This is a genomic window from Actinobacillus seminis (assembly GCF_002263215.1).
Classification (GTDB): Bacteria; Pseudomonadota; Gammaproteobacteria; order Enterobacterales; family Pasteurellaceae; genus Actinobacillus_B; species Actinobacillus_B seminis.
Genome location: NZ_NLFK01000003.1, coordinates 59,338 through 82,398, shown reverse-complemented (window position 1 = coordinate 82,398; position 23,061 = coordinate 59,338). Strand labels below are relative to the sequence as shown.

Annotated in this window: 37 protein-coding genes; 33 read left to right on the top strand and 4 right to left on the bottom strand. The window is 39.5% G+C overall.

Annotated features, from left to right (window positions below):
• Positions 1-89 precede the first annotated feature (89 nt).
• Complete coding sequence (locus CFY87_RS03830; protein ID WP_094945956.1) at positions 90-878, bottom strand: hypothetical protein; 789 nt, start codon at positions 876-878, stop codon at positions 90-92.
• A 798-nt stretch (positions 879-1,676) separates the two neighbouring features.
• Here CFY87_RS03830 and CFY87_RS03825 point away from each other — a divergent pair.
• Positions 1,677-2,273, top strand: a complete 597-nt coding sequence (locus CFY87_RS03825; protein ID WP_094945955.1) for a hypothetical protein — start codon at positions 1,677-1,679, stop codon at positions 2,271-2,273.
• Between the two features lie 36 nt (positions 2,274-2,309).
• Here the strand turns inward: CFY87_RS03825 and CFY87_RS03820 are convergent, their stop codons facing one another.
• The 3 genes from CFY87_RS03820 to CFY87_RS03810 all read right to left on the bottom strand — a co-directional run bounded on the left by CFY87_RS03820 (position 2,310) and on the right by CFY87_RS03810 (position 4,258).
• Positions 2,310-3,047, bottom strand: a complete 738-nt coding sequence (locus CFY87_RS03820; RefSeq protein ID WP_094945954.1) for an Abi family protein — start codon at positions 3,045-3,047, stop codon at positions 2,310-2,312.
• Positions 3,048-3,199: 152 nt separating this feature from the next.
• Positions 3,200-3,574, bottom strand: a complete 375-nt coding sequence (locus tag CFY87_RS03815; RefSeq protein ID WP_094945953.1) for a hypothetical protein — start codon at positions 3,572-3,574, stop codon at positions 3,200-3,202.
• 12 nt (positions 3,575-3,586) lie between these two features.
• Complete coding sequence (locus tag CFY87_RS03810; RefSeq protein WP_094945952.1) at positions 3,587-4,258, bottom strand: LexA family transcriptional regulator; 672 nt, start codon at positions 4,256-4,258, stop codon at positions 3,587-3,589.
• Between the two features lie 128 nt (positions 4,259-4,386).
• Here CFY87_RS03810 and CFY87_RS03805 point away from each other — a divergent pair, with 128 nt between their 5' ends.
• The 32 genes from CFY87_RS03805 to CFY87_RS03660 all read left to right on the top strand — a co-directional run bounded on the left by CFY87_RS03805 (position 4,387) and on the right by CFY87_RS03660 (position 23,055).
• The gene (locus tag CFY87_RS03805; protein WP_094945951.1) at positions 4,387-4,596 is read left to right on the top strand and encodes a helix-turn-helix transcriptional regulator; all 210 of its coding nucleotides are present in this window, start codon (positions 4,387-4,389) and stop codon (positions 4,594-4,596) included.
• Positions 4,597-4,648: 52 nt separating this feature from the next.
• A complete protein-coding gene (locus CFY87_RS03800; RefSeq protein WP_236757345.1) occupies positions 4,649-4,864 on the top strand; it encodes a hypothetical protein in 216 nt (71 codons plus the stop codon).
• Positions 4,861-5,646, top strand: coding sequence for a replication protein (locus CFY87_RS03795; protein WP_094945950.1), 786 nt, complete (start codon positions 4,861-4,863; stop codon positions 5,644-5,646). Before CFY87_RS03800 ends, CFY87_RS03795 begins: the two co-directional genes overlap by 4 nt.
• Positions 5,643-6,005 (top strand): hypothetical protein, encoded by a 363-nt coding sequence (locus CFY87_RS12145; RefSeq protein ID WP_143226159.1) that lies wholly within the window; start codon positions 5,643-5,645, stop codon positions 6,003-6,005. The genes CFY87_RS03795 and CFY87_RS12145 overlap by 4 nt, the downstream gene beginning before the upstream one ends.
• 2 nt (positions 6,006-6,007) lie before the next feature.
• Entirely contained in the window at positions 6,008-6,487 is a 480-nt protein-coding gene (locus CFY87_RS12140) for an ATP-binding protein (protein ID WP_236757344.1), read from the top strand.
• The gene (locus tag CFY87_RS03785) at positions 6,484-7,002 is read left to right on the top strand and encodes a DNA N-6-adenine-methyltransferase (RefSeq protein WP_094945948.1); all 519 of its coding nucleotides are present in this window, start codon (positions 6,484-6,486) and stop codon (positions 7,000-7,002) included. The genes CFY87_RS12140 and CFY87_RS03785 overlap by 4 nt, the downstream gene beginning before the upstream one ends.
• Positions 6,972-7,604 (top strand): DUF1367 family protein, encoded by a 633-nt coding sequence (locus CFY87_RS03780; protein ID WP_094945947.1) that lies wholly within the window; start codon positions 6,972-6,974, stop codon positions 7,602-7,604. The genes CFY87_RS03785 and CFY87_RS03780 overlap by 31 nt, the downstream gene beginning before the upstream one ends.
• On the top strand, positions 7,604-7,795 hold the full coding sequence (locus CFY87_RS03775) for a hypothetical protein (RefSeq protein WP_094945946.1): 192 nt from the start codon (positions 7,604-7,606) through the stop codon (positions 7,793-7,795). Before CFY87_RS03780 ends, CFY87_RS03775 begins: the two co-directional genes overlap by 1 nt.
• Positions 7,767-8,048 carry a DUF1364 domain-containing protein gene (locus tag CFY87_RS03770; RefSeq protein WP_094945945.1) on the top strand — a complete coding sequence of 94 codons (282 nt, stop codon included), beginning with the start codon at positions 7,767-7,769 and terminating at the stop codon, positions 8,046-8,048. Before CFY87_RS03775 ends, CFY87_RS03770 begins: the two co-directional genes overlap by 29 nt.
• The gene (locus tag CFY87_RS03765) at positions 8,045-8,410 is read left to right on the top strand and encodes a RusA family crossover junction endodeoxyribonuclease (RefSeq protein ID WP_094945944.1); all 366 of its coding nucleotides are present in this window, start codon (positions 8,045-8,047) and stop codon (positions 8,408-8,410) included. Before CFY87_RS03770 ends, CFY87_RS03765 begins: the two co-directional genes overlap by 4 nt.
• A complete protein-coding gene (locus CFY87_RS03760) occupies positions 8,403-8,909 on the top strand; it encodes an antiterminator Q family protein (protein ID WP_094945943.1) in 507 nt (168 codons plus the stop codon). The genes CFY87_RS03765 and CFY87_RS03760 overlap by 8 nt, the downstream gene beginning before the upstream one ends.
• Before the next feature lie 144 nt (positions 8,910-9,053).
• The gene (locus tag CFY87_RS03755; protein ID WP_094945942.1) at positions 9,054-9,293 is read left to right on the top strand and encodes a hypothetical protein; all 240 of its coding nucleotides are present in this window, start codon (positions 9,054-9,056) and stop codon (positions 9,291-9,293) included.
• Positions 9,286-9,828: a lysozyme gene (locus CFY87_RS03750; RefSeq protein WP_094945941.1), complete on the top strand. Its 543-nt coding sequence runs from the start codon at positions 9,286-9,288 to the stop codon at positions 9,826-9,828. Before CFY87_RS03755 ends, CFY87_RS03750 begins: the two co-directional genes overlap by 8 nt.
• Before the next feature lie 16 nt (positions 9,829-9,844).
• Positions 9,845-10,204 carry a DUF2570 family protein gene (locus tag CFY87_RS03745; RefSeq protein WP_094945940.1) on the top strand — a complete coding sequence of 120 codons (360 nt, stop codon included), beginning with the start codon at positions 9,845-9,847 and terminating at the stop codon, positions 10,202-10,204.
• Entirely contained in the window at positions 10,185-10,394 is a 210-nt protein-coding gene (gene lysC / locus CFY87_RS11885) for an Rz1-like lysis system protein LysC (RefSeq protein ID WP_419670243.1), read from the top strand. Before CFY87_RS03745 ends, lysC begins: the two co-directional genes overlap by 20 nt.
• A 124-nt stretch (positions 10,395-10,518) precedes the next feature.
• The gene (locus CFY87_RS03735) at positions 10,519-10,842 is read left to right on the top strand and encodes an HNH endonuclease signature motif containing protein (RefSeq protein WP_094945938.1); all 324 of its coding nucleotides are present in this window, start codon (positions 10,519-10,521) and stop codon (positions 10,840-10,842) included.
• A 98-nt stretch (positions 10,843-10,940) separates the two neighbouring features.
• Positions 10,941-11,405: a hypothetical protein gene (locus tag CFY87_RS03730; RefSeq protein ID WP_094945937.1), complete on the top strand. Its 465-nt coding sequence runs from the start codon at positions 10,941-10,943 to the stop codon at positions 11,403-11,405.
• On the top strand, positions 11,405-12,916 hold the full coding sequence (locus tag CFY87_RS03725; RefSeq protein WP_094945936.1) for a terminase large subunit: 1,512 nt from the start codon (positions 11,405-11,407) through the stop codon (positions 12,914-12,916). Before CFY87_RS03730 ends, CFY87_RS03725 begins: the two co-directional genes overlap by 1 nt.
• Positions 12,913-14,151 carry a phage portal protein gene (locus CFY87_RS03720; RefSeq protein WP_094945935.1) on the top strand — a complete coding sequence of 413 codons (1,239 nt, stop codon included), beginning with the start codon at positions 12,913-12,915 and terminating at the stop codon, positions 14,149-14,151. Before CFY87_RS03725 ends, CFY87_RS03720 begins: the two co-directional genes overlap by 4 nt.
• Positions 14,141-14,800, top strand: coding sequence for an HK97 family phage prohead protease (locus tag CFY87_RS03715; RefSeq protein WP_094945934.1), 660 nt, complete (start codon positions 14,141-14,143; stop codon positions 14,798-14,800). The genes CFY87_RS03720 and CFY87_RS03715 overlap by 11 nt, the downstream gene beginning before the upstream one ends.
• Before the next feature lies 1 nt (position 14,801).
• Positions 14,802-16,004, top strand: coding sequence for a phage major capsid protein (locus CFY87_RS03710; RefSeq protein ID WP_094945933.1), 1,203 nt, complete (start codon positions 14,802-14,804; stop codon positions 16,002-16,004).
• Between the two features lie 37 nt (positions 16,005-16,041).
• Positions 16,042-16,359, top strand: a complete 318-nt coding sequence (locus CFY87_RS03705; RefSeq protein ID WP_094945932.1) for a head-tail connector protein — start codon at positions 16,042-16,044, stop codon at positions 16,357-16,359.
• Positions 16,360-16,695: a phage head closure protein gene (locus tag CFY87_RS03700; RefSeq protein ID WP_094945931.1), complete on the top strand. Its 336-nt coding sequence runs from the start codon at positions 16,360-16,362 to the stop codon at positions 16,693-16,695.
• Positions 16,676-17,158, top strand: a complete 483-nt coding sequence (locus CFY87_RS03695) for an HK97-gp10 family putative phage morphogenesis protein (protein ID WP_094945930.1) — start codon at positions 16,676-16,678, stop codon at positions 17,156-17,158. The genes CFY87_RS03700 and CFY87_RS03695 overlap by 20 nt, the downstream gene beginning before the upstream one ends.
• Positions 17,155-17,499 (top strand): DUF3168 domain-containing protein, encoded by a 345-nt coding sequence (locus tag CFY87_RS03690; protein ID WP_094945929.1) that lies wholly within the window; start codon positions 17,155-17,157, stop codon positions 17,497-17,499. The genes CFY87_RS03695 and CFY87_RS03690 overlap by 4 nt, the downstream gene beginning before the upstream one ends.
• A gap of 4 nt (positions 17,500-17,503) precedes the next feature.
• On the top strand, positions 17,504-18,166 hold the full coding sequence (locus CFY87_RS03685) for a hypothetical protein (protein WP_094945928.1): 663 nt from the start codon (positions 17,504-17,506) through the stop codon (positions 18,164-18,166).
• Between the two features lie 117 nt (positions 18,167-18,283).
• On the top strand, positions 18,284-18,691 hold the full coding sequence (locus tag CFY87_RS03680; RefSeq protein WP_094945927.1) for a hypothetical protein: 408 nt from the start codon (positions 18,284-18,286) through the stop codon (positions 18,689-18,691).
• A 59-nt stretch (positions 18,692-18,750) separates the two neighbouring features.
• Positions 18,751-18,975 (top strand): phage tail assembly protein T, encoded by a 225-nt coding sequence (locus CFY87_RS03675; RefSeq protein ID WP_419670242.1) that lies wholly within the window; start codon positions 18,751-18,753, stop codon positions 18,973-18,975.
• Between the two features lie 69 nt (positions 18,976-19,044).
• Positions 19,045-19,347: a helix-turn-helix domain-containing protein gene (locus CFY87_RS03670; RefSeq protein ID WP_094945926.1), complete on the top strand. Its 303-nt coding sequence runs from the start codon at positions 19,045-19,047 to the stop codon at positions 19,345-19,347.
• A 73-nt stretch (positions 19,348-19,420) separates the two neighbouring features.
• Positions 19,421-19,603 (top strand): hypothetical protein, encoded by a 183-nt coding sequence (locus tag CFY87_RS03665; RefSeq protein ID WP_094945925.1) that lies wholly within the window; start codon positions 19,421-19,423, stop codon positions 19,601-19,603.
• Positions 19,604-19,685: 82 nt separating this feature from the next.
• The gene (locus tag CFY87_RS12135) at positions 19,686-20,828 is read left to right on the top strand and encodes a tape measure protein (RefSeq protein ID WP_236757343.1); all 1,143 of its coding nucleotides are present in this window, start codon (positions 19,686-19,688) and stop codon (positions 20,826-20,828) included.
• The gene (locus CFY87_RS03660) at positions 20,776-23,055 is read left to right on the top strand and encodes a coiled-coil domain-containing protein (protein WP_236757342.1); all 2,280 of its coding nucleotides are present in this window, start codon (positions 20,776-20,778) and stop codon (positions 23,053-23,055) included. The genes CFY87_RS12135 and CFY87_RS03660 overlap by 53 nt, the downstream gene beginning before the upstream one ends.
• Positions 23,056-23,061 lie beyond the last annotated feature (6 nt).

Genomic DNA, 23,061 nt, shown 5'->3' with positions numbered 1-23,061 from the left:
CCGCTATGTGTAAGTAAGTGCGGTTATCTTAGCCGTTGTAGGCGGTGGTGTCAAATTATTTTTGCGTAATAGCTCGCCTAGATAGCGAGTTAGTTAAGAATTCTGCTTTTAGCAACCTCAATCAACAGTTTGTATTCATGATGAGTTTTGTCATCGTGGACTTCTTTTGATTTTAAGAGAAACTCGTCCATCGTACCTGTAAAGCAACCTCGAGTAACAATTAATCCATTTTTTCCATTAAATACGGTGAGCGTTCCATTTTCTGAGCCAATGTTGCTTGCCAAAAAAATCATTTTTCGTTCAGAGATAACCGCAAAAGATTTCACCCGAGCATCACCGAACACCTCAGCATCACCGTACACCTGAGCATCACCGAACACCTCAGCATTACCGTACACCTGAGCATCACCGAACACCTCAGCATCACCGTACACCTCAGCATTACCGTGCACCCAAGCATTACCGCACACCCGAGCATCACCGCACACCCGAGCATCATCGAACACCTCAGCATCACCGTACACCTCAGCATTACCGTACACCTGAGCATCACCGAACACCTCAGCATCACCGTACACCTCAGCATTACCGTGCACCCAAGCATTACCGCACACCCGAGCATCACCGTGCACCCAAGCATTACCGCACACCCGAGCATCACCGCACACCCGAGCATCACCGCACACCCGAGCATCATCGAACACCCAAGCATTGCCATCATGATCTAAATTTTTCTCTGTCTCGATATAACCACCTAATTCGCCTACAGAAACCACACCAAATGTAATAAGTGCTTTTATACGGTAGAGTGTTCTGCCTAGATACTTTATTTTGTATTCTTTGAGTAGTTCATATTTCTTTTGTGTTTGTTCTGTCATTTTGTTTCCTTATCTTGGATTAGATAAATTTGGGTTAAAAAGCCCTCACAAGGAGGGCAAAGGAGTACTATGTCAAGTACATAGTAGTAGCAAAATCATTCAGAACGGCATTCAGTTCTGGCTTGTTATCTTTAAATGGTAACCGTACGTGTTACCGGATCTTTGGCGGAACACTGAATGCTGTTTTGAATGAACAGTGATTTTATACCTGCCACTGTTCAAGCAAGTTACAAGAAACTTGCGTTCTTTTTCTCTCTTAATAAACCGCACTTAGCAAGGATGAAAAAACCACAATTCAAAACATAAGGATTAAATCGCTAAATGCGGTTTATTGAAATTCTTGTCTCTCCAAGTGTCACGCGTTTAGCTGCGTTTGCTGTTATACCTGCTTGCTTCCACTTTCGGCAACTGCACCGTTTTTCACTGGCTTCTGCTTCTACAGATATTCAAAACATGGCGTTACTAAGTAGGTTAGGGCTTTCAATCTAACGACCGCTTAGTACCGTTATGCGCCATGTTTTTTTAAATGAATTTTTAAAGAACGTTGAGCTATTGGGTAGCTCGTTTTGATGGGCTTATTATCACGTAAAGTGATTTAAATGTAAATAACAAAATGTGATATTTTTTTAGTGAAAATATCACTAATTGTGATAAATCATTGATTTCTAAAGGTTTAGGGGGGGGATTTAATCGCCTATTTTTTAAACGATCAAAGTATAATTATTGAGATTGCGAGCTTGATCACAGACCGAAAACCACGCTTTTGAGAAAATAAGAAAGGATTTCTATGGAGGTTATATGAAAAAACTACTGATGACTTTATGTTGTTTACCCGCTTTTGCTTTAGCTAACGAAACAGGGGAAAGTTGTACTAAGATTGAGGATAGTACAAAACGCTTGGAATGTTACGATAGTATCTTTGTAAAAAAAGATGCCGGTAAAGAGGAAGTTACCGCTGAAAAATCTAAGTGGGAATATGAGCAAGAGAAAGATGAACTGCGTAATGCTACAACTTATCTTGCGAGAATAAGATCGACTAATACAATAGATTTTGGTTTTCCGTATGATTCATCCGGACTGAATTTAATGCTACGCAAAGACCCTAAATATGGCAATGATATCATTTTCAGTATTCATGGGCAGTTTAATGGCTGTATGATTGATAGTTGTAAAATTACGGTGAAGTTTGATGATGGTAAATTGGAAAGTTATCGAATGGTTGGAGCAGATGGCGGCAGCAATGATGCACTTTTCATTGAAAATGCAAAAGCGATGAAAACTTTTGTAGATAAGCTGAAAAAATCTAAGAAGCTGATTGTAGAAGCGAGCTTTTACAATTATGGCAAAGGGCAATTTACCTTTGATACACAAGGTTTAGAATGGAAACATTTTTAATCGGGAAAAAGCTACGTAGATGCGTAGCTTTTTTGATTAGATATGTTGGGGCAAAATAACTATTTCAGCCTCAAAAATTTGTTGGTCGAAGAAAATTTGGCGTTGCCAAATAAGTGCTTGTGAAAGCTGACGAAACACAAATCGTTCAGGTGCTATTTTTTGTAGTGCTAACTCAAATTGCTTGTAAGTTTTTTCTAAATTCTCTAGTGCGTGCGTTGGTTTCTTAGCAATTCGCTTATTCCAAACCACTTCTTGATGATACAGCCGATTTCTAAAACGCATAATTTGCTTTAATGTATTGTATAAATCCTTAAAATTACTAAATCTATGTCCAAAAATAGGCTTTAATACACTTTGCCAGTAGGCAACATGTTGATTACGCTTTATATCATAATTAAACAGATTTACCCAAAATCCAAAAGAAATGTGAGAAATGATATCATTTTCATTGTAGTTACGCCCACATTCACTAATGGCTTTTTGTAGCTGGCGTTTAGATTCTGCATTAAGAGGAGCATTACTATCATTCGCTAGAAAATGAAAGAATTCGTATAAATTATGATTAGGTGCAGCAAGGCGTAACAACTGACTGACTTCATTTCTTAGTGCCACCTCTATTTCTTGAATCAATGAAAAATAAATTCCTGTTCGATGTTGCAAGGCAGTATAAATTGCAATCGCTTCTTTCTGTTTTGTGGGATCATTTCGGAAAAAGCAAAATAAATATGTACTCAGCCGACTTTCTGAAATGCTTATCACTTGTTTGGACAACATATTTTCCTTTACTCAAGTTTAGTTTAATGTAATAATGCTTGTACTGGCAACGGACCCGAAGCCCCAGACGTAGGAGCTGGATCGCTTTGTAAAGTGTGAGAATCGCTTGTTTGCGGTTCAGGAAAGGTAGGTTTTTTAAACCTACCTTTTCTTTATCTACACTGTTCTTCCAACCATTTCTTAAATGTTTCTTTTTTCCAACGAGCTTTCCCCAAAATATATAAATCAGGTTTAGGAAATGAAATATTCTTTTCTAATTCTTGATGGACTAACTCAATATGAGTCTCATACATTCTTCTTGTATTATACACAGTAGCACCTAGCCCTCCATTTATACGCAAATGATGGTTAGGCAAATTAACCAACTCTTGAAACTCATCTGCCCCAATACCTAACCTTTGGATAATATCATTTGCGGAAAGTAATTCGGCAGAACCTTTCATTATACTGTTGATCATTTTATCCTTTGGTGTTGATGCAAGTTGTGCCTCAACGATAGCCTGTTTTACATCTTTAAATTCTGTCATATTTATTTCCCCTTATCTCTTTCTGCGATAAATACGATGTTCTACCATTGTGCCGATAATTCTAATTTCTTGCTTTAGCGTTGATAATTTATGGTAATCCGGATTAAGAGCGATAAGCTCAAAATGTTGTCTTCCGTATTCGTTTAAGTCTTCTAACGGGCGGTATTTTTTGAAAGTAGCCTCATAATCACCATTAATTGCAGCCACAAACTCACCGGCGTGCGGTTGTACATCAGGATCAATAATTACTCGGTCTCCTTCAATAAAATCAGGCTCCATCGAGTCCCCTTTGATTTCTAGGGCAAAAGCATTTTCAGACACATCAAGATCAGTCAGGATATATTCATAATCGCCACAGGTTTCACGAAAATCATCAATACCCGTCCATTGTCCAGCTTGGATATAGCTAATGATAGGAACTTTAGTTGTTCCAATAGTAGCTGGAATAATATTACTCGAACCAAAAGCAAGATCGGAAGGTTCAATATTTAATACCGAAGAAATAATTCGGATATCTTCTAAATCAGGCATCCTTGTTCCTGTTTCATAATTACCAATCCTTGATTGCCCCCATTTACTTGCTTTTTCTCTAGTATCTAGCTTGCCACAAGCTTCAGCAAAGTCTTTCTGATTCAAGCCTAGAGCCATTCTAAACTTTTTAATACGTTCACCAAGTGTGTCCATAAAGCACCTCTCTTTGAGTTTTATCTAATAATATCACGCTACGTTATATCTATAAAACACAATTCGCAGTTTACATTTATCACAAAAAGTGATTTAATTGATAAAAAATTATCACAAAGAGAATTTATATGAATAAAATCGCAGATTTCAGAAAAGCACTGAATGTAACACAAGCCCAACTCGCTGAAAAAATTGGTTGGACTCAGCCAAGAATAGCTAACTATGAAACAGGTCTCCGAACACCAAGCCTACAAGATGGAAGAAAAATTGTTAGAGCTTTAAATGCTTTTGGTCTAAGCGTTAGCTTTGATGATGTATTTCCAGATGATAAACAATAAAAAAACACCGTTGCAGCGGTGGTTAATCAATAAGTAACGAAAGGTAATTCCGATGAATCAATTATTAAATATTTCAGAACAAAAATCAAGCATTACGATGAGTAGTCGTGAAATTGCTCTTCACGGCAAAGAACCGTTTTTTGCATATAAGCCTGTACTGCTGCGTAAAGGGGCGGCCAAACTTTACGAGTGGTACATCAAAGGCGAATTGCCAATGAAGAAGAACTGGAACGGCGAATTTACACAAGATAAGGTGGTAGGGTTATGAGTAAATTTATTCCTAATTCTTTTCAAGTGCCAAATGCGGTGGTTGATGAACTGATGGCAGAATTGTCAGGGGCTGAATTAAAGATCTACCTGTTTGTTTTACGCAAAACCAAAGGCTGGAACAAAGAAGCTGATGCTATTTCGGTTTCTCAATTTATGGAAGCCTGTAATTTATCCAACCGCAAGGTAATTGATGGCTGTAATCGTCTCGTTGAATTAGGACTTTTAGCACAAGGAACTGGCTCTCGCGGTACGAAGATTTTTAGTGTTAAAAATTACACCTGTGAAGAAAGTTCACTAGTGAACAAAGTTCATAGCACCTGTGAAGAAAGTTCACTAGTGACTAGTGAAGTAAGTTCACACACAAAATACCAAGTTAAAAACACTACTAAAAATACAAATATTAAGATCGATCCTGATGAACATCATCAGGCATTTGCTGAATTTTGGAAAGCAGGTTTACCTAAAATTGGAAAGGACAGAGCGTTTGGTTTTTTCCGCAAAGCTTGGGTTAAACATAATCAATCTTCGGAAACTAAACTTACTCTTGGTGAATTTGCATTAATGCTGATAGATGACATCAAGCAGCGGTTGCAGAGAGGACAATTTGGATTTGATAAATTGCATCCGTCCACTTACCTGAATCAACAACGCTGGCAGGATGAAAAGCCGTCCGTTAATTTACTCAACCATCAGGGAAATTCTCGACCAAATCAAACGGGCTTTGCTAATAAAAATTATGGTGAAACTATTCTGCCAGAATGGGCTAAGGACTTGCAATGAAACTTGATGAATTACTTGAGAAACGTAAGGCGCTTCAAGCCAGCCTTGAGAGTACTAAAGGCTTTCGTAAGCCCTTAGATGGAGCTGTGGATAGTGCCGAGTCTGCTCAATGTAACCAGCACGGTAGTTACACTAATTACAAGCGTGTGATTACTGTTTTAGGACAAGAGAAAATTTTTAATACTCCTTGCCCTGAATGCGTGAAGTTGCAATTGGAAGAGCTAGAACAACAGATTTCAGCGATTGAATTAGGTAAAAAAACCGAAAAATTAACCGCTTGCGTGCTAATTCTGGCATTCCTGCACGCTTTGTTGAAGCTAGTTTTAGCAATTTTGAGCAAACGACTTATAACAGTCTAGCCTTGAGAACTTGCCAGCGTTATGCGGACAAGTGGTTAGATAGAGCCAAAAGTGGCGGCGGCTTGGTGTTATGCGGTCGCCCCGGTACTGGTAAAAATCATTTGGCCTGTGCGATTGCCCACCAAATTATTGAGCAGCATCAGGCGGAAGTGTTTTTAACTACCGCAATGCGGATCTTGCGTAAGGTGAAATCTACTTGGAACAAGGCAAGTGAACAAAGCGAAGATGAAGTGATTCGGTTCTATTCTAAGCAGGATTTATTAATCATTGATGAAATTGGTGTGCAGTTCGGTAGTGAATCAGAACAGATGATTTTGTTTGAAATTATCAATAATCGATATGAGGAAATGCGTCCAACCATTCTAATTAGCAACTTGCCTGAAAGTGAACTAAGTGCATTTATTGGTGAACGAGTACTAGATCGTATGCGAGAAGGGCAAGGAGCGGTAGTTAATTTTACTTGGGAGAGCTATAGAAAATGACAGACCAACAATTTGACAAAGACACTTACCCTACATCGCTCTCGGTATTCAATCCAATCAATGATGAATTTGGTTTTACCGTTGATGGTGCGGCGTTACTACATAATGCCAAGTGTGAAAAGTTCATTACGCCAGAGATGAATTTTCTGACCTATCCTCTAGAAAACGAGCGTATTTTTATAAATCCACCATTTAGCGATCTGCTCAGTTTTATCAAGCGTGCAGTTGAGTTATTTGAAAATTATAACTGTTTGGTTGTGATGTTGCTACCAGTAGATATTAGCACCGAATGGTTCTATCTCATTACACAGAAAGCAACGGAAATTCGTTTTATTGTTGGCGGCCGTATTAAATTTTTAAGCCCTGATACCAACAAATGGACAGATGTGTGCCGTGGCAATCACTTGGCGATATTTGACCCTAAGCATCGCAATATGGGGCAAGTTATCCGCCACGTTCATATTGATGATTTCGGAGCATTGGAATGGCGAGCAAACAGCAGAAAAAGACAGTAATCCACGCTGTTAAGTATGCTAATGGTGCTGTAGTAGCTGAAACGGATTATGACCGCAATTTACTGAAAAATCTGCCGATTGGGAGTGCCGTCAAAATTACCCCGATTGGTAACAACCGAAATTATCAACATCACAAAAAATTTTTCGCCCTATTAGATGCAGGGTTTGAGTATTGGCAGCCTGAATTTAGTGTATTAACTCAAGCGGAAGAATGGATAGCACAAGCTGTCGCAAGAGAAATTGCCGTTGCTGCAAATGATGAAAATCTCTACCGGAATGTAACAAAGCCCATTGCAGAGCGTGTGTTAGCCAAAGTACGTTCAAATCGTGAAGCAAAATTGGATTATGAAGGAATGAAAACCCTTGAAGCCTATCTCGATCACGTTATGAAAAAAGCTGGCTTTTACGATATTAAACCTACACAAGATGGTGGCACAACGAAAGAGCGCTGGTCTATCTCATTTGCGAATATGCCCCAAGAAAAATTCAATGATGTTTATAAAACGGTGTACGGCGTAATTTGGAATGAAACACTTTGCAACATTTACAAGAATGAATGGGAATTAGATAACAAAATAAATCAATTAATAGGGTTTTACTGATGAATAACAATGCAAGTTTAGTTAAATGCCCCGAATGTGGAGCAGATATGAAAGATTGGCGGAGCTATTCAGCAAAAGATGAAATAGACAAAATCAAGCCGTTTGAATGTACAGGGCTACGTTGTGGGAAGCGTTGGAGTGAAGAAGAATTGGGAGTAAGTAATGAAAGTGAATTTGAGAAAAGAAGCTAAAGGTAGAGATTGTCAGGTGCGTTTACCGGGCATTTGTAATTTTAATCCTGAAACAACTGTATTGGCTCATTATCGTATGGATACAGGCATTGCGAAAAAGCCGAGCGATAAACGAGGTGCTTGGGCCTGCTCTGCTTGCCACGATGAAATTGATCGCCGTACTCGTATATTAGACTATGATTTCGTAAGACAAGCTCACGCTGATGCTGTTTTTAGAACGCAAGATATATTAGAGGCTGAAGGTAAGCTATGAGTGATTGGCTTGAAATTGCATTACCCTATCCACCAAGTGTAAACCATTATTGGCGACATACCCGAAACGGTAGACATTATATTTCAGAGAAAGGACAAGCATTTCGAGAGCAAGTAGTAGAAATTTGTAAACAGTTCGATCCATTTAAAGGTGCAGTACAAACAGTATTGCAGGTTTATTATCCAGATAAAAGACGAAGAGACCCAGATAATCTAGAAAAGGCTTTATGGGACGCATTAACCATTGGCGGTTTGATTGAAGAAGATCACAATCAGATTTTAGTCGATAAGAGAATGATTACAGCAGGATTTAAAAAGGGCGGAATGATTATTTTAAAAATTAGGGATTATGGAAATGCGTAAATTTAATGAATTAACACTAACAGATAAACAGGAAGAGTTTGTTGATGAATATATGTATAAATGGGGAGCTTGGATTCGTAGCGGTCGAATTGATAAACCCGGCTTAAACATTATTGCTAAATTGATGCAATCTGCTATTCCGTCAGAGCCAAGTGAGCCAATGTGCGATGATGAAACAGGTATGATGATTAGTCAGACCATTGAGCAATTCTTCAAGAAGAATGACAGTTTGTTGCATTTCATTGTATTTTCATATTACGTAAACAAGCGTACAGTAAATTTTATATCGGTTAAATTGCGTGAGAATTGCGGAGAAATAAAAATGCAACCGTGTTCAGGTAAGTCAAATATTCGGGTCCCTAGCTTAAAAACAGTTAAGCGTAATGTAGAAAAAGACTTAAAGTTAGCAAAAGCAATAATTCACGAACTGTTGGTAACTGGTTTCGTTCTTCTTCGAACAGGTAATGAAAAATCAAAAAATATCAAAATAATGTATTGACGAACTTGTCATCTTGTCCTATCATTTCAATATATGGTGGTCGTCGTGTAAGTGATGTTCACCGAGTGAATTTTATAGCCCTGATTGGTTTCCCAGTCGGGGCTTTTTTATTCCCCAAATTCCAGGGGTAAGGTAATAAATAAAATGTTTAAAGACCCTGGCAATCAAAGTTATTGGTGGGCTGGCATTGGTGGTTTCTTCTCGTTGATGTCTGCCCAAGAGTTACTGGCGTTAATCAGTTTAGTTATCGGTGCGGTAACAGCCGTTGTGAATTTAGTTGAGAAATATCATCTGCGTAAGATTAAAAAGCGTGAAGAAGAGCGAGCTGAGCAGATCCATCAATTAAAAGTGAAACGTTTAGAACAGGGGCTTAGTGATGAGTAGTAATAAATGGGGAACGCTTGGCAAAGTTGGTGGTGCTTGTTCAGTGTTAACAATAATCGCTATTATGATGGCTAATTATGGAGATGAATTTCGTACAAGTGTAGATGGGTTGGAAATTATCGGTAATGCAGAGGGGTGTCGTCGCGAACCATATAAATGCCCTGCTGATGTTTTAACGGTGGGGGTTGGTAGTACAGCGGTTAGCGGTGAAGCAATTGAAGCTGAGAAGATTTACTCAGATCTTGAAATTGCTCGTCGTTGGAAGAGTGACATTGTGATTGCTGAACGTTGTGTTAATCGCTTGGCGAATGGTAAGCAAATGCCGCAATCTGTATTTGATGCGACAGTATCAATTACTTTTAATGTGGGGTGCGGTAGGTTATTCAAATCAATCTTATTCCGTAAAGCGAACGTTCGTGATTGGCAAGGTGTGTGTAATGAATTACCACGATGGGTATATTCAGGCGGTCGTAAGTTGAAAGGCTTAATCATTCGCCGAGAAAAAGAAAAGGCATTGTGTTTGTCAGGTTTGTAGGATTAGTAGTGCGCTTATGTTTGGTAAAAATATTGGAGATGGCTTAACGTGGTTGTTTATGATGTGTTGCCTTGGTGTGGCTGTCGTTATCTTTGGGTTAGGTGGTTGGGCTTACTATCAGTCAAATAAGATTGATAACTTAAATGCCGAAATCGAAATGCACTTAAAAACGATTAATATACAGAGCAATACCATCACACAGCTCAAAGCAGATGTTGAATATAACAGACAGTTGACACTTGAACTAAGCAAAGCTGAATCAGATGTAAGGAGTAAGACAAATGAAATCGTTAAATCTATTTCAAGACAAGTCAAAGATAGTGAAGCTTTTAATGCTGATGCTCCTAACAGTGTTATTGAGTTCTTGCGTAAGTAATGAGCCTGAAGTAAAAGCTTGTCCACAATTACCGGTGGTATTAATTGCTAATTTAGACAAGACGCCATTTAATGGGCGTACATATGGTGATGTTACGCAATACGCAGTGATACTCAAACGTGAGCGTGATATGTGCTTGAACAGAATTGATAAGATTCGGGAATGGCAAACAGAAGATTTAAGCAAATAGGATTATGTATGATGGGTGGTGATGATAACTGTGGTTGATATTGCTGTTGGTTGTACGTGATACACCAATAGTAGCCATTACTTTATAAGGTGAGCAATGCTCACCTTTTTTATTTGGTACATATATGAGTCGTGATGATTGGCATTATTTATATAACCGTAAAGCGTGGAAACAATTACGCCTGGACCATTTATCGAAAGAACCTTTGTGTGTTTTTTGTCAGAAAGATGGAAAGCTCACCCCAGCAACTGTAGTGGATCATATCAAAGCGCATAAAGGCAACTTAAATTTATTCTTTGAGACTAATAATCTTCAATCGCTTTGCAAATTACACCACGACAGTACCAAGCAAAAAGCTGAATTAAAACAAGTTAATTATATTGGTTGCGATGAAAACGGTTTGCCTATTGACCCTGCACATCCTTTCAATTTGGGGAGGGGTGGGTAAAAAGTTCAGATTAAAAGCTCTGAATACCGCTTCGGGAACTCCATTTTATCGCTATTACAGTTTTTCTACCCTTTTTTAACACTTTTAGGAGGGCTTTTATGAGTAAACGAAAGTTACGTGCTGATAGCTCGACCGCTAAGATGTTAGCCTCTCAAGCTGCACAAAAAACTCTCGAACCGCCACAAAAATTAACAGCAAATGAGATGCGGTATTGGGAGAGTATTATCACAAGTCGAGCGTTAGATAGCTGGACACCCATTGATCAGCAGAGAGCAGTAAAACTTGCTAAGTTATATGTTGAAATTGATGACTACGAAAAAGAATTAACTACACAAGTACGTCGTTGGATAAAAACAGACACAGGCACAATGAAGATGCATCCATTGCATTACATTGTTGAAGATTTGTACAAGCGTGAGATTCAAATGTGTCGTAGTTTACAAATCCATAGTCGAGCAACAAATGGCGAAAGTCGTGATCAAGTTAAAACCAATCAAATTTACCAAGAAGCGCGTAATGCTATCAGTGATGATGACGATTTAATTGCAAGGATTATTAACTAATGACAACAGCAGAAAAAGTGATTGCATTTATTGAGCGTTACTGTTTTGTGCCTGAGGGGGCGTTAGTTGGTCAGCCGATTAAGTTAGAAGATTTCCAAAAAATTTATATCTATGATGTATACGACAATCCTAATGGTACAAGCCACGGTATTTTATCTATTGGTCGTAAGAATGGTAAAACAGCATTGATTGCATGCTTATTATTGGCTCACTTAGTTGGTCCCGTTGCTATTTTGAATAGTCAAATTGTAAGCGGGGCATTAAGTCGAGAGCAAGCGGCGCTCGTGTTTAATCTTGCAGTAAAAATGATTCAACTTAATCCTAAATTGAATGCACTGGTTGACATTAAACCGAGTGGTAAACGTTTAATTGGGAGACCAATGCATGTTGAATATAAGGCTTTAGCTGCTGATGGCAAAACAGCACAAGGTTTATCACCGGTATTAGCTATTCTTGATGAAGTTGGACAAGTTCAAGGGCCACAATCAGCGTTTGTTGATGCGATCACAACTGCACAGGGTGCTCATAAAAACCCATTGCTACTAACAATCAGCACTCAAGCAGCAAATGATGGCGATTTACTCTCAATTTGGATTGATGATGCAATAAATAGTCATGATCCACATACGGTTTGCCACGTTTATAGTGCTGACAAAGCGTTAGAAATTACTGACCCTAAAGCGTGGAAACAAGCAAATCCCGCATTAAGCATTTTCCGTAGCGAAGATGATATTCGTAAACTTGCTGAAAAGGCTAATCGTATGCCAAGTTTTGAAAATACTTTCCGTAACCTAAACCTTAATCAGCGAGTAAGTACAGTTTCAACCTTTGTCAGCCTTGATGTATGGAAAGAGAGTGGCAACGAACAACAAAGCCCTAATGGTTTAACGGTGTATGGTGGTTTGGACTTATCAGCTCGTACAGATTTAACCGCTTTAGTGCTGACTGCTAAAGGTTATGATGGCAAAGTCAATGTTTACTCATTTTTTTGGACGCCTGAAATAGGTTTGGAAGATAGAGCGAAACGAGATCGCGCTCCTTATGACGTTTGGGCAAAACAAGGTTTTATCCGAACAACACCGGGAGCAACCGTTGATTATGCCTATGTGGTACGTGATATAACGGAAATTTTAAGTGATTTTGATATTGCTGCAATCGCTTTTGACCGTTGGCGGATTGATATTTTCAAAAAAGAAATGGAACTACAAGGGATTAACTTACCTTTAGTACCATTTGGTCAAGGTTTTAAAGATATGTCCCCGGCAATAGATATTTTAGAAAGTGATTTGCTCAATGGTCAGCTATGTCATGGAATGAATCCTGTTTTAACAATGTGTGCGGCAAACACCGTATTAACTAAAGACCCGGCGGGGAATCGAAAATTTGAAAAGTGCAAAGCAACGGGACGAATTGACGGAATGGTTGCTTTAGCAATGGCTAGAGGTATCTCGGAAACAACCGAAACTCTACAAGATATTGATTTATTTTTACAGGATATGATTATCGGATGAATACATTAAATGATACAGGTTGGTGGTCACGTTTTTACGAGCGCTGGTTTGCAGGAAGTAAACGCTTAGATAAAGGTTCAATAACAGCCCCCTTTATTAGCCAATCAAGCGATTCCGGCAGTCAGGTAACCGCCGAAAATGCTTTAAAGTTAAGTGCAGTTTGGGCGTGCGTGCGCATACGTAGCCAAGCTATCTCATCTTTGCCATTACATTTAAGAGACAGTAATCGAAAAGCGGCAACGGAACATCCACTCTACAAAATTATTCATGATGCGCCCAATGCGGATATGTGTACGAGTGAGTTTTGGGAAGCGGTTATTTCTAACCTTGATTTATGGGGTAATGCCTACTGTCGAATTAACCGTATTGGTGAACGAGTGGTTTCGCTTGATTTATTCGATCCGCAGTATATGAGTGTGAGACGTGATGATAGCGGTGAGATTATCTATAAATACACCAAAAATAATGTGGATGGTGGCGAATATCTGGAAAGAGATATTTTACATTTCCGTGGTTTCACTCTTGACGGGTTGATTGGTCTATCGCCGATTGGTTATCAAGCGCAAGTAATGGGGCTACAAATGGCGGCAAATAATGCAGCATCAAAAGCTTTTAAAAATAATTTAAAAGCAGGTGGCTTTCTTAAAACGGGTGAACGAGTATTAAATGAAGATCAGCGTAAACGAGTTCGAGATGGACTAAATGAGTTTGGTAAACCTGAAAATGCGGGAAAATGGATGGTGCTGGAAGCGGGAATGGAACCGGCGAATATGTCAGGTGCCTGGATTAATCCACAAGATGCACAGCTCTTAGAAAGTCGTTATTTTGGCATTGATGAAATATGCCGAGCTTTCATTGTTCCACCGCAGTTAATTTATAGCACAAGTAAGGAATCTTCTTGGGCATCATCATCTGAGCAAATTAACCAAAACTTCTTAACTTACGGATTAACTCCAACGCTCAAACGAATTGAGCAAACCATCTCACGCAAATTATTAAAACCTGATGAACGAACAAAGTTCTATCCCCGTTTTAGTGTAGAAGGTCTACTTCGTGCTGATAGTGCTGGGCGTGCGAGTTTTTATACTGCAATGCTCCAAAATGGTGTAATGACTCGTAATGAAGTTCGAGCATTAGAAAATCTTCCACCTGTAACTGGTGCAGATCAGCTAACTGTTCAACTGAATTTAACGTCAATCGATAAAATTGGAAAGGAAACAGACAATGACAATTGAAGTTAAAGACCTACTTTTCAAAGCGGAAGCCGTCAAAGATGACGGCTTTTTTTCTGGCTATTGTAATGTTTTTGATGTGAAAGATGCTTATGACGAAATTGTTCGTCGAGGTGCATTCACGGAGTCCATTCAAGGTTGGAACGCACAAAACAAAATGCCACCTGTGCTTTGGAACCATGACCGAAATCAGCCTATCGGCGTGTGGACTAAGCTTGTTGAAGATGACCGTGGTTTATATGGCGAGGCTCGCTTGCTCATTAACGATGTAGCTCGTGCTAAAGAGATCCACTCGTTAATGCTTGCAGGTGCCATTGATGGGTTATCTATCGGGTATCGACTTAGTAAATGGGCATATAACGAAAAAGAAGATGCATTGGAATTACTGGCTATCGACCTAAAAGAAATTTCAGTCGTGACATTCCCCGCAAATGAAGAAAGTCGTGTTGATATTGTGAAGTCTGCTTTAGCTAAAGGCAGTTTACCAACTCTCGCAGAGTTTGAGAAAGCCTTGAGAGATTTAGGGTTTTCAAAAAGCCAAGCGGTGACTGTTGCTAGTCATGGCTTGAAAAAACTTATTCAGGGCGAGCCTGAAAAAAATCAAATTAGCAACGCATTAAATATTATCAAATCAATTACCGGAGAACATTAATATGTCAGAAGCAGAAAAAACAATTGAACAGCTCGCCAACGAGTTTAAAAAAGCGACCGACCAAGTAAAAGACTTAGGTGAAGAATTACAAGGAAAAATGGCGAATAACGAGAAAGGCTTAGAGGGCTTGAAAGAAAAAGTTGATGAAGCGCTTACTTCAATGGATGATGCTAAAAATCGCTTAGATGAGTTGGAGCAAAAAGCCGCACGTCGTGGTGGCGGCGAGCAAATGGAAAAAACTATTGCTCAGAAATTAATGGAAACGGAGAGTTTTAAATCCTTTGCCTCTGATCCTCGTAAAGGTAAATCAACTTACCTATCCATTAAGGCTACCATTACAAGTGCAACAAGTCACGCTGCGGGTTCCGCAGGTGCATTAATCACTGAACATCGCTTACCGGGTATTATTACGCCACCACAGACTATTTTAACCTTGCGTGATTTATTAGCGCCGGGTACAACCGCAAGCAATGCGATTACCTATGTGCGTGAAACAGGTTTTACGAATAATGCTGCACCACAAGTGAAAGAGGGTGATAAAAAGGCGCAATCTGATCTTCAATTCAGTGATGAAACCACACCGGTAAAAACCATTGCTCACTTTATCAAAGCCTCTCGTCAAATTTTAGATGATGCACCAATGCTTGAAAGTCATATCAATGGCCGCTTGATTTACGGTCTTAAATTAAAAGAAGATCGTATGCTGTTAAACGGTGATGGTTCTGCGGGCGGGTTAACAGGATTGATGACCAAAGCAACAGCTTTTGCCGATCCGGCAAGCTTAGCAAAATACACCATTATTGACCAATTACGCTTGGCGTTATTACAAGTCGTCCTTGCAGAATATCCATCTAACGGTTTTGTACTTAATCCGATTGATTGGGCAAAAATTGAGTTAGAAAAAGATGGTCAAGGTCGTAATATTATTGGCAATCCACAAAGTTTAGCCCAACCCACCTTGTGGGGTGTACCGGTGGTACAAACTCAAGCAATGACTGCAGGGCAATTCTTAACAGGTGCTTTCAGCCTTGGCGCACAAATTTTTGACCGCCAACAATCCGGCATTGCCGTATCAACAGAGAATGAAGATGACTTCGTGAAAAACTTAGTCACCATTCTTTGCGAAGAACGCTTAGCTCTTGCAATTTATCGCCCGGAGGCTTTCATCAAAGGAACATTAGTTGCTAAAACAGCCGGAAAATAATCACAAGCCCCTTAACGGGGGCTTTTAGGGGAAATATATGCTAGTCGATCTTGAGCTAATTAAACAGCATTGTCGCATTGATCATGAAGATGAAGATAAATTACTAAGCCAGTATGCACAAGCAGCTAAAGAATATATTGAGCAGAAAATTGACCGCACTTTGTATATCGATGCCTTGCCGGAAGATGAATCAAATGGGCTAATCGTCAACGCAGCAATCAAACAAGCTATGTTGATGACTATCGCACACTGGTATGAACATCGCGAAAGTGTTATCGTGGGAACTATAACTTCAACAGAAATTGAAGAAGGTGTTTGGCGGCTTATCCAGCCTTACCGAATTATGGGGGTATAAATGGAAATTGGAAAATTACGCCACCGTATCACATTGCAACAACAAATTAACGCCCCAAATGATTACGGAGCTTTTGTTACAACATGGCAGGATATAGCGACCGTATGGGCAGAAATCAAGCCGATTTCGGGGCGAGAATATTTTTCAGCTCAACAGGTACAGTCAGAAGTAACTACACAAATTTGGCTCAGATACCGTAAAGATATTAAGCCTACAATGCGAGTAGAACATAACGGCAAGTACTATGAAATTATCTCAGTGCTAAATTACCGAGGACTAAATAAAACACTTCAACTGATGTGTAAGGAAAAATCCAATGGTCAATTTAAGCGTTAAAGTAACCGGCTTGAAAGAGTTAAAGCAACGATTAAGTACTTTAGAACGTAAAGCAAAAAATCGAATTGCAGTGAAAGCAATGCGACGTGGTGGCATAATTATCCGAGATCAAGCAAGGGAAAATGCCCCGTTACTCAAAGAGAAAGTACCACATCGTAAACGTGGTACGCTGAGAAAGTCAATCGTAACTCGTACTAAACTACAAAAAGATGGCTCAGTTCGCACTGTTATTTTTGTTCGTACGCTTAAAAATAGCAAGATACTTGAGTTTAAGAGCAAAACAGGTAAAAGCGGAGCCTATAACCCTAACGATCCTTTTTATTGGCGTTTTCTTGAGTTTGGTACATCCAAAATGCCGGCACAGCCATTCTTACAACCGGCTTTTTCATCTAAAAAAGAGAAAGCCTTACAAGAAATCATTTCAACCTTAAGAGATGAAATATCAAAAGAGGCAAAAAGATGATTCAGCAACAACTCTTTAACGCCTTGAAGCCGTTGGTTTCAGGGCGTTGTTTTTATGAAGTCATTCCTGACACCAACAAGGAATACCCTGTTCTTGTTTATCAGTTTCCAACCATCACGCCTAATTCAGCCCTTGAAGATGGTGATCTTGATGATTTTACAGTACAGATTGACATTTACAGTCCCAATCCTGATGACATCTTCGCTTTACGTAAACCGATTTTTACTGTCTTAACAGAAAACTTTGATTTTGCTGAGCGTGTGAATGATTTCAGCGATTACGAACTCGATACAAAACTACATCGTCGAGTAATTACTTATCAAATTGCTTACGGAGAATAACCATATGGCAACACAAACCACCCCATTTCAGGGAACAAAATTCTATATTGGTACCGGTTTAACGACTGAAAAAGCCATTACAGCTTGTACAGTTTCGCCGGCTCCAACCATTACAGCAACAGGTCACGGAGCTAAGGTCGGTGATTTTGTAAAAATTACAGGCTTAGGCTCGCTTGATGGCTATTACCCTGTAAAAACAGTAGCAACAGATGTTTTGACATTTGCTGATGAAGTGAACTGGACAGCACAAGATAAACCTACTGATTTTTCTACTGCGAAAGTAGCCGTTGTGAAATGGTCATCAAACTTCTGTGCTATTAAGAACATTGAAGGCGATGGCGATACGTTAGGTGAGGAAGATATCACTACAATGTGTTCGGAGGGGACTGAAACAGAAGCGGGCGAAATTGAATATGGCTCAATTAAACTCACCTTTTTCTATGCTCCGGCTACCGCAATGCAGTCAGATCTTCGCAAAAAGTTCTTTGCTAAAGAAACTTTCCCTTGGATGATGATACTGAAAAACAAACAGGGTTCATTATATGGCACCGGTTTCATTCAAACCGGCCCAAACTTTAGCGGTGAAGTCAAAGGAAAATTTGAATCAGGCGTAACGATTAAAAAATCAAAACGCGATTACTTATTGCCGGTACAAAGTGCGGTGTAATTTTAAAATCTTCTGTAGTAAAAGTTATATCCCCCCCTATATAGGGGGGATATTTTTTTAGGGAGAATATATACCGCACATGGATATTTATACACAATTATAGGTTGGAAGACATAAATGAATTTACGTAAAAAACTCTTAAAAAATACCCCAAAATTAACCGCACTTGAAATCAACGGTGAGAAATATTTTATCCGCGAATTTACTGTTGGCGAACTTAATAAAGCCCTTTATGGTCAACAACAAGAGTTGATCCGCTTAGCACAAGCACAAGGTATTGAATTAAATTTCAATGATGAAGAAGAGTTAACCAAACAACTGGCGCAAATTTACGATCCTTATCGTATTGCTCGAAATATCGCTGCTCGTCTTTGTGATGAAAATGGCAATAACCTTTTTGATCCAAATAAAAAAGGAGATTTAGATGCGTTATCTAAGCTGGATAAATCGACTTTTGAGCAATTCAGTCAAGCATTAGTAGGTATTACGCCAAAAAACTCACCAACCGGCGCCGATTTCAATTAAATCTCGCATTGGCGCTGGGTAAAACTTTACAAGAAATTGACCAACTTCCGGAGCGAGAATTGAGCGAATGGGAAATATTTTATCAAGAACAACCCTTTGGTCTATGGCGTGAAGATTATCGTACGGCACAAATTTCACATCTTTTAGCGGCAATCCATCGAGATCCAAAACAAAAAGCTACTACATTAACAGATTTAATGCCTTTTTTTAACAATAAGAGCGGTAGTGAAAATGACGAAGATGACGAAGATGACGGTTCAGTGGCCTATTTGGCAAATCGTTAAATTCTCTATTGCTTCTGTATTTAATATAGATTAAAATCTATCTTAAATAATAAGAAAGGTAATAGCTGAATGAGCGTGAAATTGAAAGATCTGATGAATAATCTTCCGGCTGAAAAGCAAGCAAAAGTGAACGCTATGGCGGATGATATGCGAATGGAGTTACAACTTTATCGCATCCGTGAAGAATTAGCGCTTTCACAAAAGCAAATGGCAGAAGCATTAAGTATCTCTCAGCCATCAGTTGTTGCCCTTGAAAAACGTGGCAATGATATTAAATTATCATCAGTTAAGCGTTACATTGAGGCAATGGGGGGTGTGTTAAATTTATCAGTTGAATTACCAACAGGGAAAACCGTTACTTTCAACTTATAGGATGACGGGTCGGAAACTTATTTGGCAAATAGAAATAATTTCGTACACTAAGTAAAAAATATAAGGAGGGCATATGTTTAGAGAAGAAATCGGAATGATCGCTTGGCTGGCTAAATCGTTTACCTCCGTAATTGTTTTATTTATTATCATTCCTATTTTTATCCTTTTAATCTTAGCAGGTGTGATAACAGGTATAATTTGGAAGGTTATTCTTGGTGTGCTTGCAGTCGTGGGAGGCAAGGCACACAGGGGATAGGTTTTTTTTTTTTTTTGGCCTTGCCTCCCACGACTAGATAAAAAGCTCGCATATTGGCGAGCTTTTTATTTTGGAGGATATAATGTCGCTAGGCTCTCTGTCTATCAACTTGAATTTGGAAACAGTCCAATTTCAAAATGCGTTAAACAAATCTAATCAACAAACACTAAAATTTGCCAAGCAATTTGAAGTTAACTTATCGAAAGCACAAACAAAAGCTCGACAATTTTCAGAGCGCACTACGCAATATTTAAGTAATATCGAAAAAGCAGCGAATAACATTAATTCAACGACAAAGTGGGGGTTTCGTTTTGAGAATTTAGGAAGAATACAAGAGTTTGCAAGACAAACTATCGCGATGATGGACGGTTACACCGAATTACAAAACCGCATGCGCCTTGTGACAAATTCTCAACTTGAAATGGCAGCAGCTACGGAAACCGTATTTGATATTGCTTTACGCACTAACCAATCATTAGGGTCAACGTCGGAAGTATATCAACGCTTTGCTAAAAATGCACAAAGATTAGGAATATCTCAATCTGATGTGGCAGAACTAACTGAAACTGTAGCAAAAACAGTTGCAATGTCAGGAGCTAGTGCGGCGTCAGCTCAAGCATCATTAATGCAATTTGGGCAGGCAATGGCTGCGGGACAATTACGTGGTGAAGAACTCAATTCCGTAATGGAACAAACACCGGCACTTGCGCAAGCTATCGCTGATGGTTTAGGCGTGAGCGTTGGTGCTTTGCGAGACATGGGAAAAAATGGCAAACTTGAGATCTCAAAGATTATTGACGCGCTAAAAAAAGTAAAAACATCTATCGACAAAGATTTCGAGAAACGTGTCAAAACCGTTTCTATGGCGTTTACCACCTTAGAAACGTCAATGACAAAGTTTGTTGGCGAAGTCGATAATAGCTATGGTGTAACGCAAAAGCTCGCAGATACTATTGAGTTGGTCGCCAATAATTTAGGAACATTAATCACTGTTGCATCAACTTTTGGTGGTGCGCTAGCTATTGGTCAAGTCTCCAAATATTCTTATGAACTACTTAAAACCGGTGTTAACAGTGCGAAAAATGTAATCGCTCATACTCGTGAGGCTCAAGCTATTTTAGCCAAAGCAACAGCAATACGAACTGCTGCACAAGCAGAAATGGCAACTTTGAATGCACAATATCAGTTGGCACAATCTGAAAAAAACGCGTGCGGCTATTCGTGAGCAAATGAAAGTACAGGCAGCGCAAATTATTACATTGAACAACGCAGAAGCCGCCGCAAAACGCAACCTTGCGACCGCAACGAATTTAGCCGCGACAGCCGCACGTGGATTGCGTAGCGTCATGGCGTTATTGGGCGGTCCGGCAGGTGCTGCAATGATTGCCGCCACAGCATTAATGTATTTTAGTAATAAAGCTCATGATGCTAGACAATGGGCGTTAGATACAGCAAATGCTAACCAGCTCTTAGCAGAAAGTTACGATCAGCTTAGTGAAGCTGCATTGTCTCTAAAAATTACAGAACAGCTTGATAACATCAAAAAATACTACGCTGAAATTGAAAAAATAAAAGCAGGGATTGCGACTAAACAAATCGGAACGGATTTTGAAGGTTTTCAAGTTGGCGGCGAGATAGATGAACAAGAACTTGAAAAGTTAAATAACCAAATTCAAACCGTACAAGAAAATGCGGCAAAAGCCGAAGACGCATTAGAAAAAATGCTTTCTCCGCTAGGCGAAAAAATGTTGCGTTCAGGTAAAACTTTAGATGATGTTCGTCAAAAATTTAAACTACTTGGTGCTGATGCGGACGTCGCTGAACGCATTATTGCAAATTTACCGACATCTTTTGATAACACTGCAAATAGCACTAATACAGCAACCGTCGCCGCACTTGATTTTGATAAGGCGATCAAACAGCTGAAAGAACGTTCACAAACCATGCAACAACGCCTTGAAGTGTTGACATTGAAGAATAAAGGACATGCTAAGGCAAGTTTCATTCTTGCAGGGTTGTATGACACCTTGGGAGCAGCAGGTTCAGAATATTCAAAAGTATTAAATGCGATAGCAAACGGTGATGTGGATGCAGCACAAAGCGCCGCACAGGCTATTAATTTATCTGCGCAACAGCTACAAACCATGCTGGATATGGGTAAACAGCTGGATGCCATGTTTGCCACGGAGCAGCAAACCCAAACCTTTGAAAAAACCGGGAGTTCACGTCAAGAAAGCAGCCGTGATAGTTTCTTAAGTTTTTATGATGAGCTGGCGAAAAAAAGCCAATCTACTTATCAAGAAATAGAAGCGGAAGAACGGCGTACCTTAAAACGCTTGGCTGATTACGCAAAATCAGGTGTAGCAACGCAACAGGAAGTCGAGCAGGCTAAATTACAAATTGCTAAAAAATTTCAGCAACAACGCCAAGAATTAGCGGATAAATACAGCCCTGAAAAAGCGGCAACGCATGCTCTTGAAAAAGAACTTGAAGTGATCAGGCAACTGCAAAATGCAGGGATTTTGAATATCCAAGAAGCGCAGAGGGCGGCACAAAGTGCAGAAATTCAATTTGCTGAACAACGTTCACAAAGTGCGGTCGATCCGGTGGCACAAATTCGCGGACGCTATGATAAAAATCAAAATCTTGAAAATCAACAAACGCAAGAACTGGCATTTTTACAATCTATTTACGAGCAAAAACTCATCAAGGAAGAAGAATTTCAGCAACGTAAAAGCCAAATCATTGCTGATTATCAAAACCGCCAACGTCAGACAGAATTAGATTATTATTCCCAATCAACTTCAATAATGAACAGTGCATTTGGTGAAATGGCTAATATCATGGCAGGTTATGTTGGTAAGCAGTCTACTTCTTACAAAGCAATGTTTGCCGTATCAAAGGCTTTTGCGATTGCCGAAGCGAGTGTGAAACTTTCACAAGCGATTGCCCAAGCTATGGCTGATCCTACCGCACTTACGCCGGTACAGAAATTTGCGAATATGGCTTCAGTTGCCGCTGCCGGTGTGAATGTGCTTTCTCAAATTACCAGTGTTGCTTTTGCGAAAGGTGGTCATGTTCAAGGACCCGGAACCGGTACAAGTGATTCTATTCTTGCCAGATTATCCAATAACGAATTTGTGATGACATCTCGTAGTGTGGATCATTATGGTGTAGGTTTCTTAAATGCGCTTAACCAAAGACGTTTGCCAAAATTCGCCGGTGGTGGTCACGTTGGCGGTAAATCAGGCAGTTATGATGGTTTGTTCAATAGTAGTAACAACACTCAAAGTAATGAAGTATCGATTACGATCAACATTGACAGTAACGGAAATGAAAACATTACAGCAGAACAAAAAGCGGCACAAGGGAAAGAACTTGCTATGGCTATTCAGGCTAATGTGCTTGAAGTATTGAAAAAGCAACGACGTCCCGGCGGTTTACTCGCATAGGTGGTC

Bases quoted from the DNA above. Each gene is read 5' to 3' on its own strand.
- CFY87_RS03830 (WP_094945956.1), bottom strand. From the start codon at position 878: ATGACAGAACAAACACAAAAGAAATATGAACTACTCAAAGAATACAAA.
- CFY87_RS03825 (WP_094945955.1), top strand. From the start codon at position 1,677: ATGAAAAAACTACTGATGACTTTATGTTGTTTACCCGCTTTTGCTTTA.
- CFY87_RS03820 (WP_094945954.1), bottom strand. From the start codon at position 3,047: ATGTTGTCCAAACAAGTGATAAGCATTTCAGAAAGTCGGCTGAGTACA.
- CFY87_RS03815 (WP_094945953.1), bottom strand. From the start codon at position 3,574: ATGACAGAATTTAAAGATGTAAAACAGGCTATCGTTGAGGCACAACTT.
- CFY87_RS03810 (WP_094945952.1), bottom strand. From the start codon at position 4,258: ATGGACACACTTGGTGAACGTATTAAAAAGTTTAGAATGGCTCTAGGC.
- CFY87_RS03805 (WP_094945951.1), top strand. From the start codon at position 4,387: ATGAATAAAATCGCAGATTTCAGAAAAGCACTGAATGTAACACAAGCC.
- CFY87_RS03800 (WP_236757345.1), top strand. From the start codon at position 4,649: ATGAATCAATTATTAAATATTTCAGAACAAAAATCAAGCATTACGATG.
- CFY87_RS03795 (WP_094945950.1), top strand. From the start codon at position 4,861: ATGAGTAAATTTATTCCTAATTCTTTTCAAGTGCCAAATGCGGTGGTT.
- CFY87_RS12145 (WP_143226159.1), top strand. From the start codon at position 5,643: ATGAAACTTGATGAATTACTTGAGAAACGTAAGGCGCTTCAAGCCAGC.
- CFY87_RS03785 (WP_094945948.1), top strand. From the start codon at position 6,484: ATGACAGACCAACAATTTGACAAAGACACTTACCCTACATCGCTCTCG.
- CFY87_RS03780 (WP_094945947.1), top strand. From the start codon at position 6,972: ATGGCGAGCAAACAGCAGAAAAAGACAGTAATCCACGCTGTTAAGTAT.
- CFY87_RS03775 (WP_094945946.1), top strand. From the start codon at position 7,604: ATGAATAACAATGCAAGTTTAGTTAAATGCCCCGAATGTGGAGCAGAT.
- CFY87_RS03770 (WP_094945945.1), top strand. From the start codon at position 7,767: ATGAAAGTGAATTTGAGAAAAGAAGCTAAAGGTAGAGATTGTCAGGTG.
- CFY87_RS03765 (WP_094945944.1), top strand. From the start codon at position 8,045: ATGAGTGATTGGCTTGAAATTGCATTACCCTATCCACCAAGTGTAAAC.
- CFY87_RS03760 (WP_094945943.1), top strand. From the start codon at position 8,403: ATGCGTAAATTTAATGAATTAACACTAACAGATAAACAGGAAGAGTTT.
- CFY87_RS03755 (WP_094945942.1), top strand. From the start codon at position 9,054: ATGTTTAAAGACCCTGGCAATCAAAGTTATTGGTGGGCTGGCATTGGT.
- CFY87_RS03750 (WP_094945941.1), top strand. From the start codon at position 9,286: ATGAGTAGTAATAAATGGGGAACGCTTGGCAAAGTTGGTGGTGCTTGT.
- CFY87_RS03745 (WP_094945940.1), top strand. From the start codon at position 9,845: ATGTTTGGTAAAAATATTGGAGATGGCTTAACGTGGTTGTTTATGATG.
- CFY87_RS03735 (WP_094945938.1), top strand. From the start codon at position 10,519: ATGAGTCGTGATGATTGGCATTATTTATATAACCGTAAAGCGTGGAAA.
- CFY87_RS03730 (WP_094945937.1), top strand. From the start codon at position 10,941: ATGAGTAAACGAAAGTTACGTGCTGATAGCTCGACCGCTAAGATGTTA.
- CFY87_RS03725 (WP_094945936.1), top strand. From the start codon at position 11,405: ATGACAACAGCAGAAAAAGTGATTGCATTTATTGAGCGTTACTGTTTT.
- CFY87_RS03720 (WP_094945935.1), top strand. From the start codon at position 12,913: ATGAATACATTAAATGATACAGGTTGGTGGTCACGTTTTTACGAGCGC.
- CFY87_RS03715 (WP_094945934.1), top strand. From the start codon at position 14,141: ATGACAATTGAAGTTAAAGACCTACTTTTCAAAGCGGAAGCCGTCAAA.
- CFY87_RS03710 (WP_094945933.1), top strand. From the start codon at position 14,802: ATGTCAGAAGCAGAAAAAACAATTGAACAGCTCGCCAACGAGTTTAAA.
- CFY87_RS03705 (WP_094945932.1), top strand. From the start codon at position 16,042: ATGCTAGTCGATCTTGAGCTAATTAAACAGCATTGTCGCATTGATCAT.
- CFY87_RS03700 (WP_094945931.1), top strand. From the start codon at position 16,360: ATGGAAATTGGAAAATTACGCCACCGTATCACATTGCAACAACAAATT.
- CFY87_RS03695 (WP_094945930.1), top strand. From the start codon at position 16,676: ATGGTCAATTTAAGCGTTAAAGTAACCGGCTTGAAAGAGTTAAAGCAA.
- CFY87_RS03690 (WP_094945929.1), top strand. From the start codon at position 17,155: ATGATTCAGCAACAACTCTTTAACGCCTTGAAGCCGTTGGTTTCAGGG.
- CFY87_RS03685 (WP_094945928.1), top strand. From the start codon at position 17,504: ATGGCAACACAAACCACCCCATTTCAGGGAACAAAATTCTATATTGGT.
- CFY87_RS03680 (WP_094945927.1), top strand. From the start codon at position 18,284: ATGAATTTACGTAAAAAACTCTTAAAAAATACCCCAAAATTAACCGCA.
- CFY87_RS03670 (WP_094945926.1), top strand. From the start codon at position 19,045: ATGAGCGTGAAATTGAAAGATCTGATGAATAATCTTCCGGCTGAAAAG.
- CFY87_RS03665 (WP_094945925.1), top strand. From the start codon at position 19,421: ATGTTTAGAGAAGAAATCGGAATGATCGCTTGGCTGGCTAAATCGTTT.
- CFY87_RS12135 (WP_236757343.1), top strand. From the start codon at position 19,686: ATGTCGCTAGGCTCTCTGTCTATCAACTTGAATTTGGAAACAGTCCAA.
- CFY87_RS03660 (WP_236757342.1), top strand. From the start codon at position 20,776: ATGCACAATATCAGTTGGCACAATCTGAAAAAAACGCGTGCGGCTATT.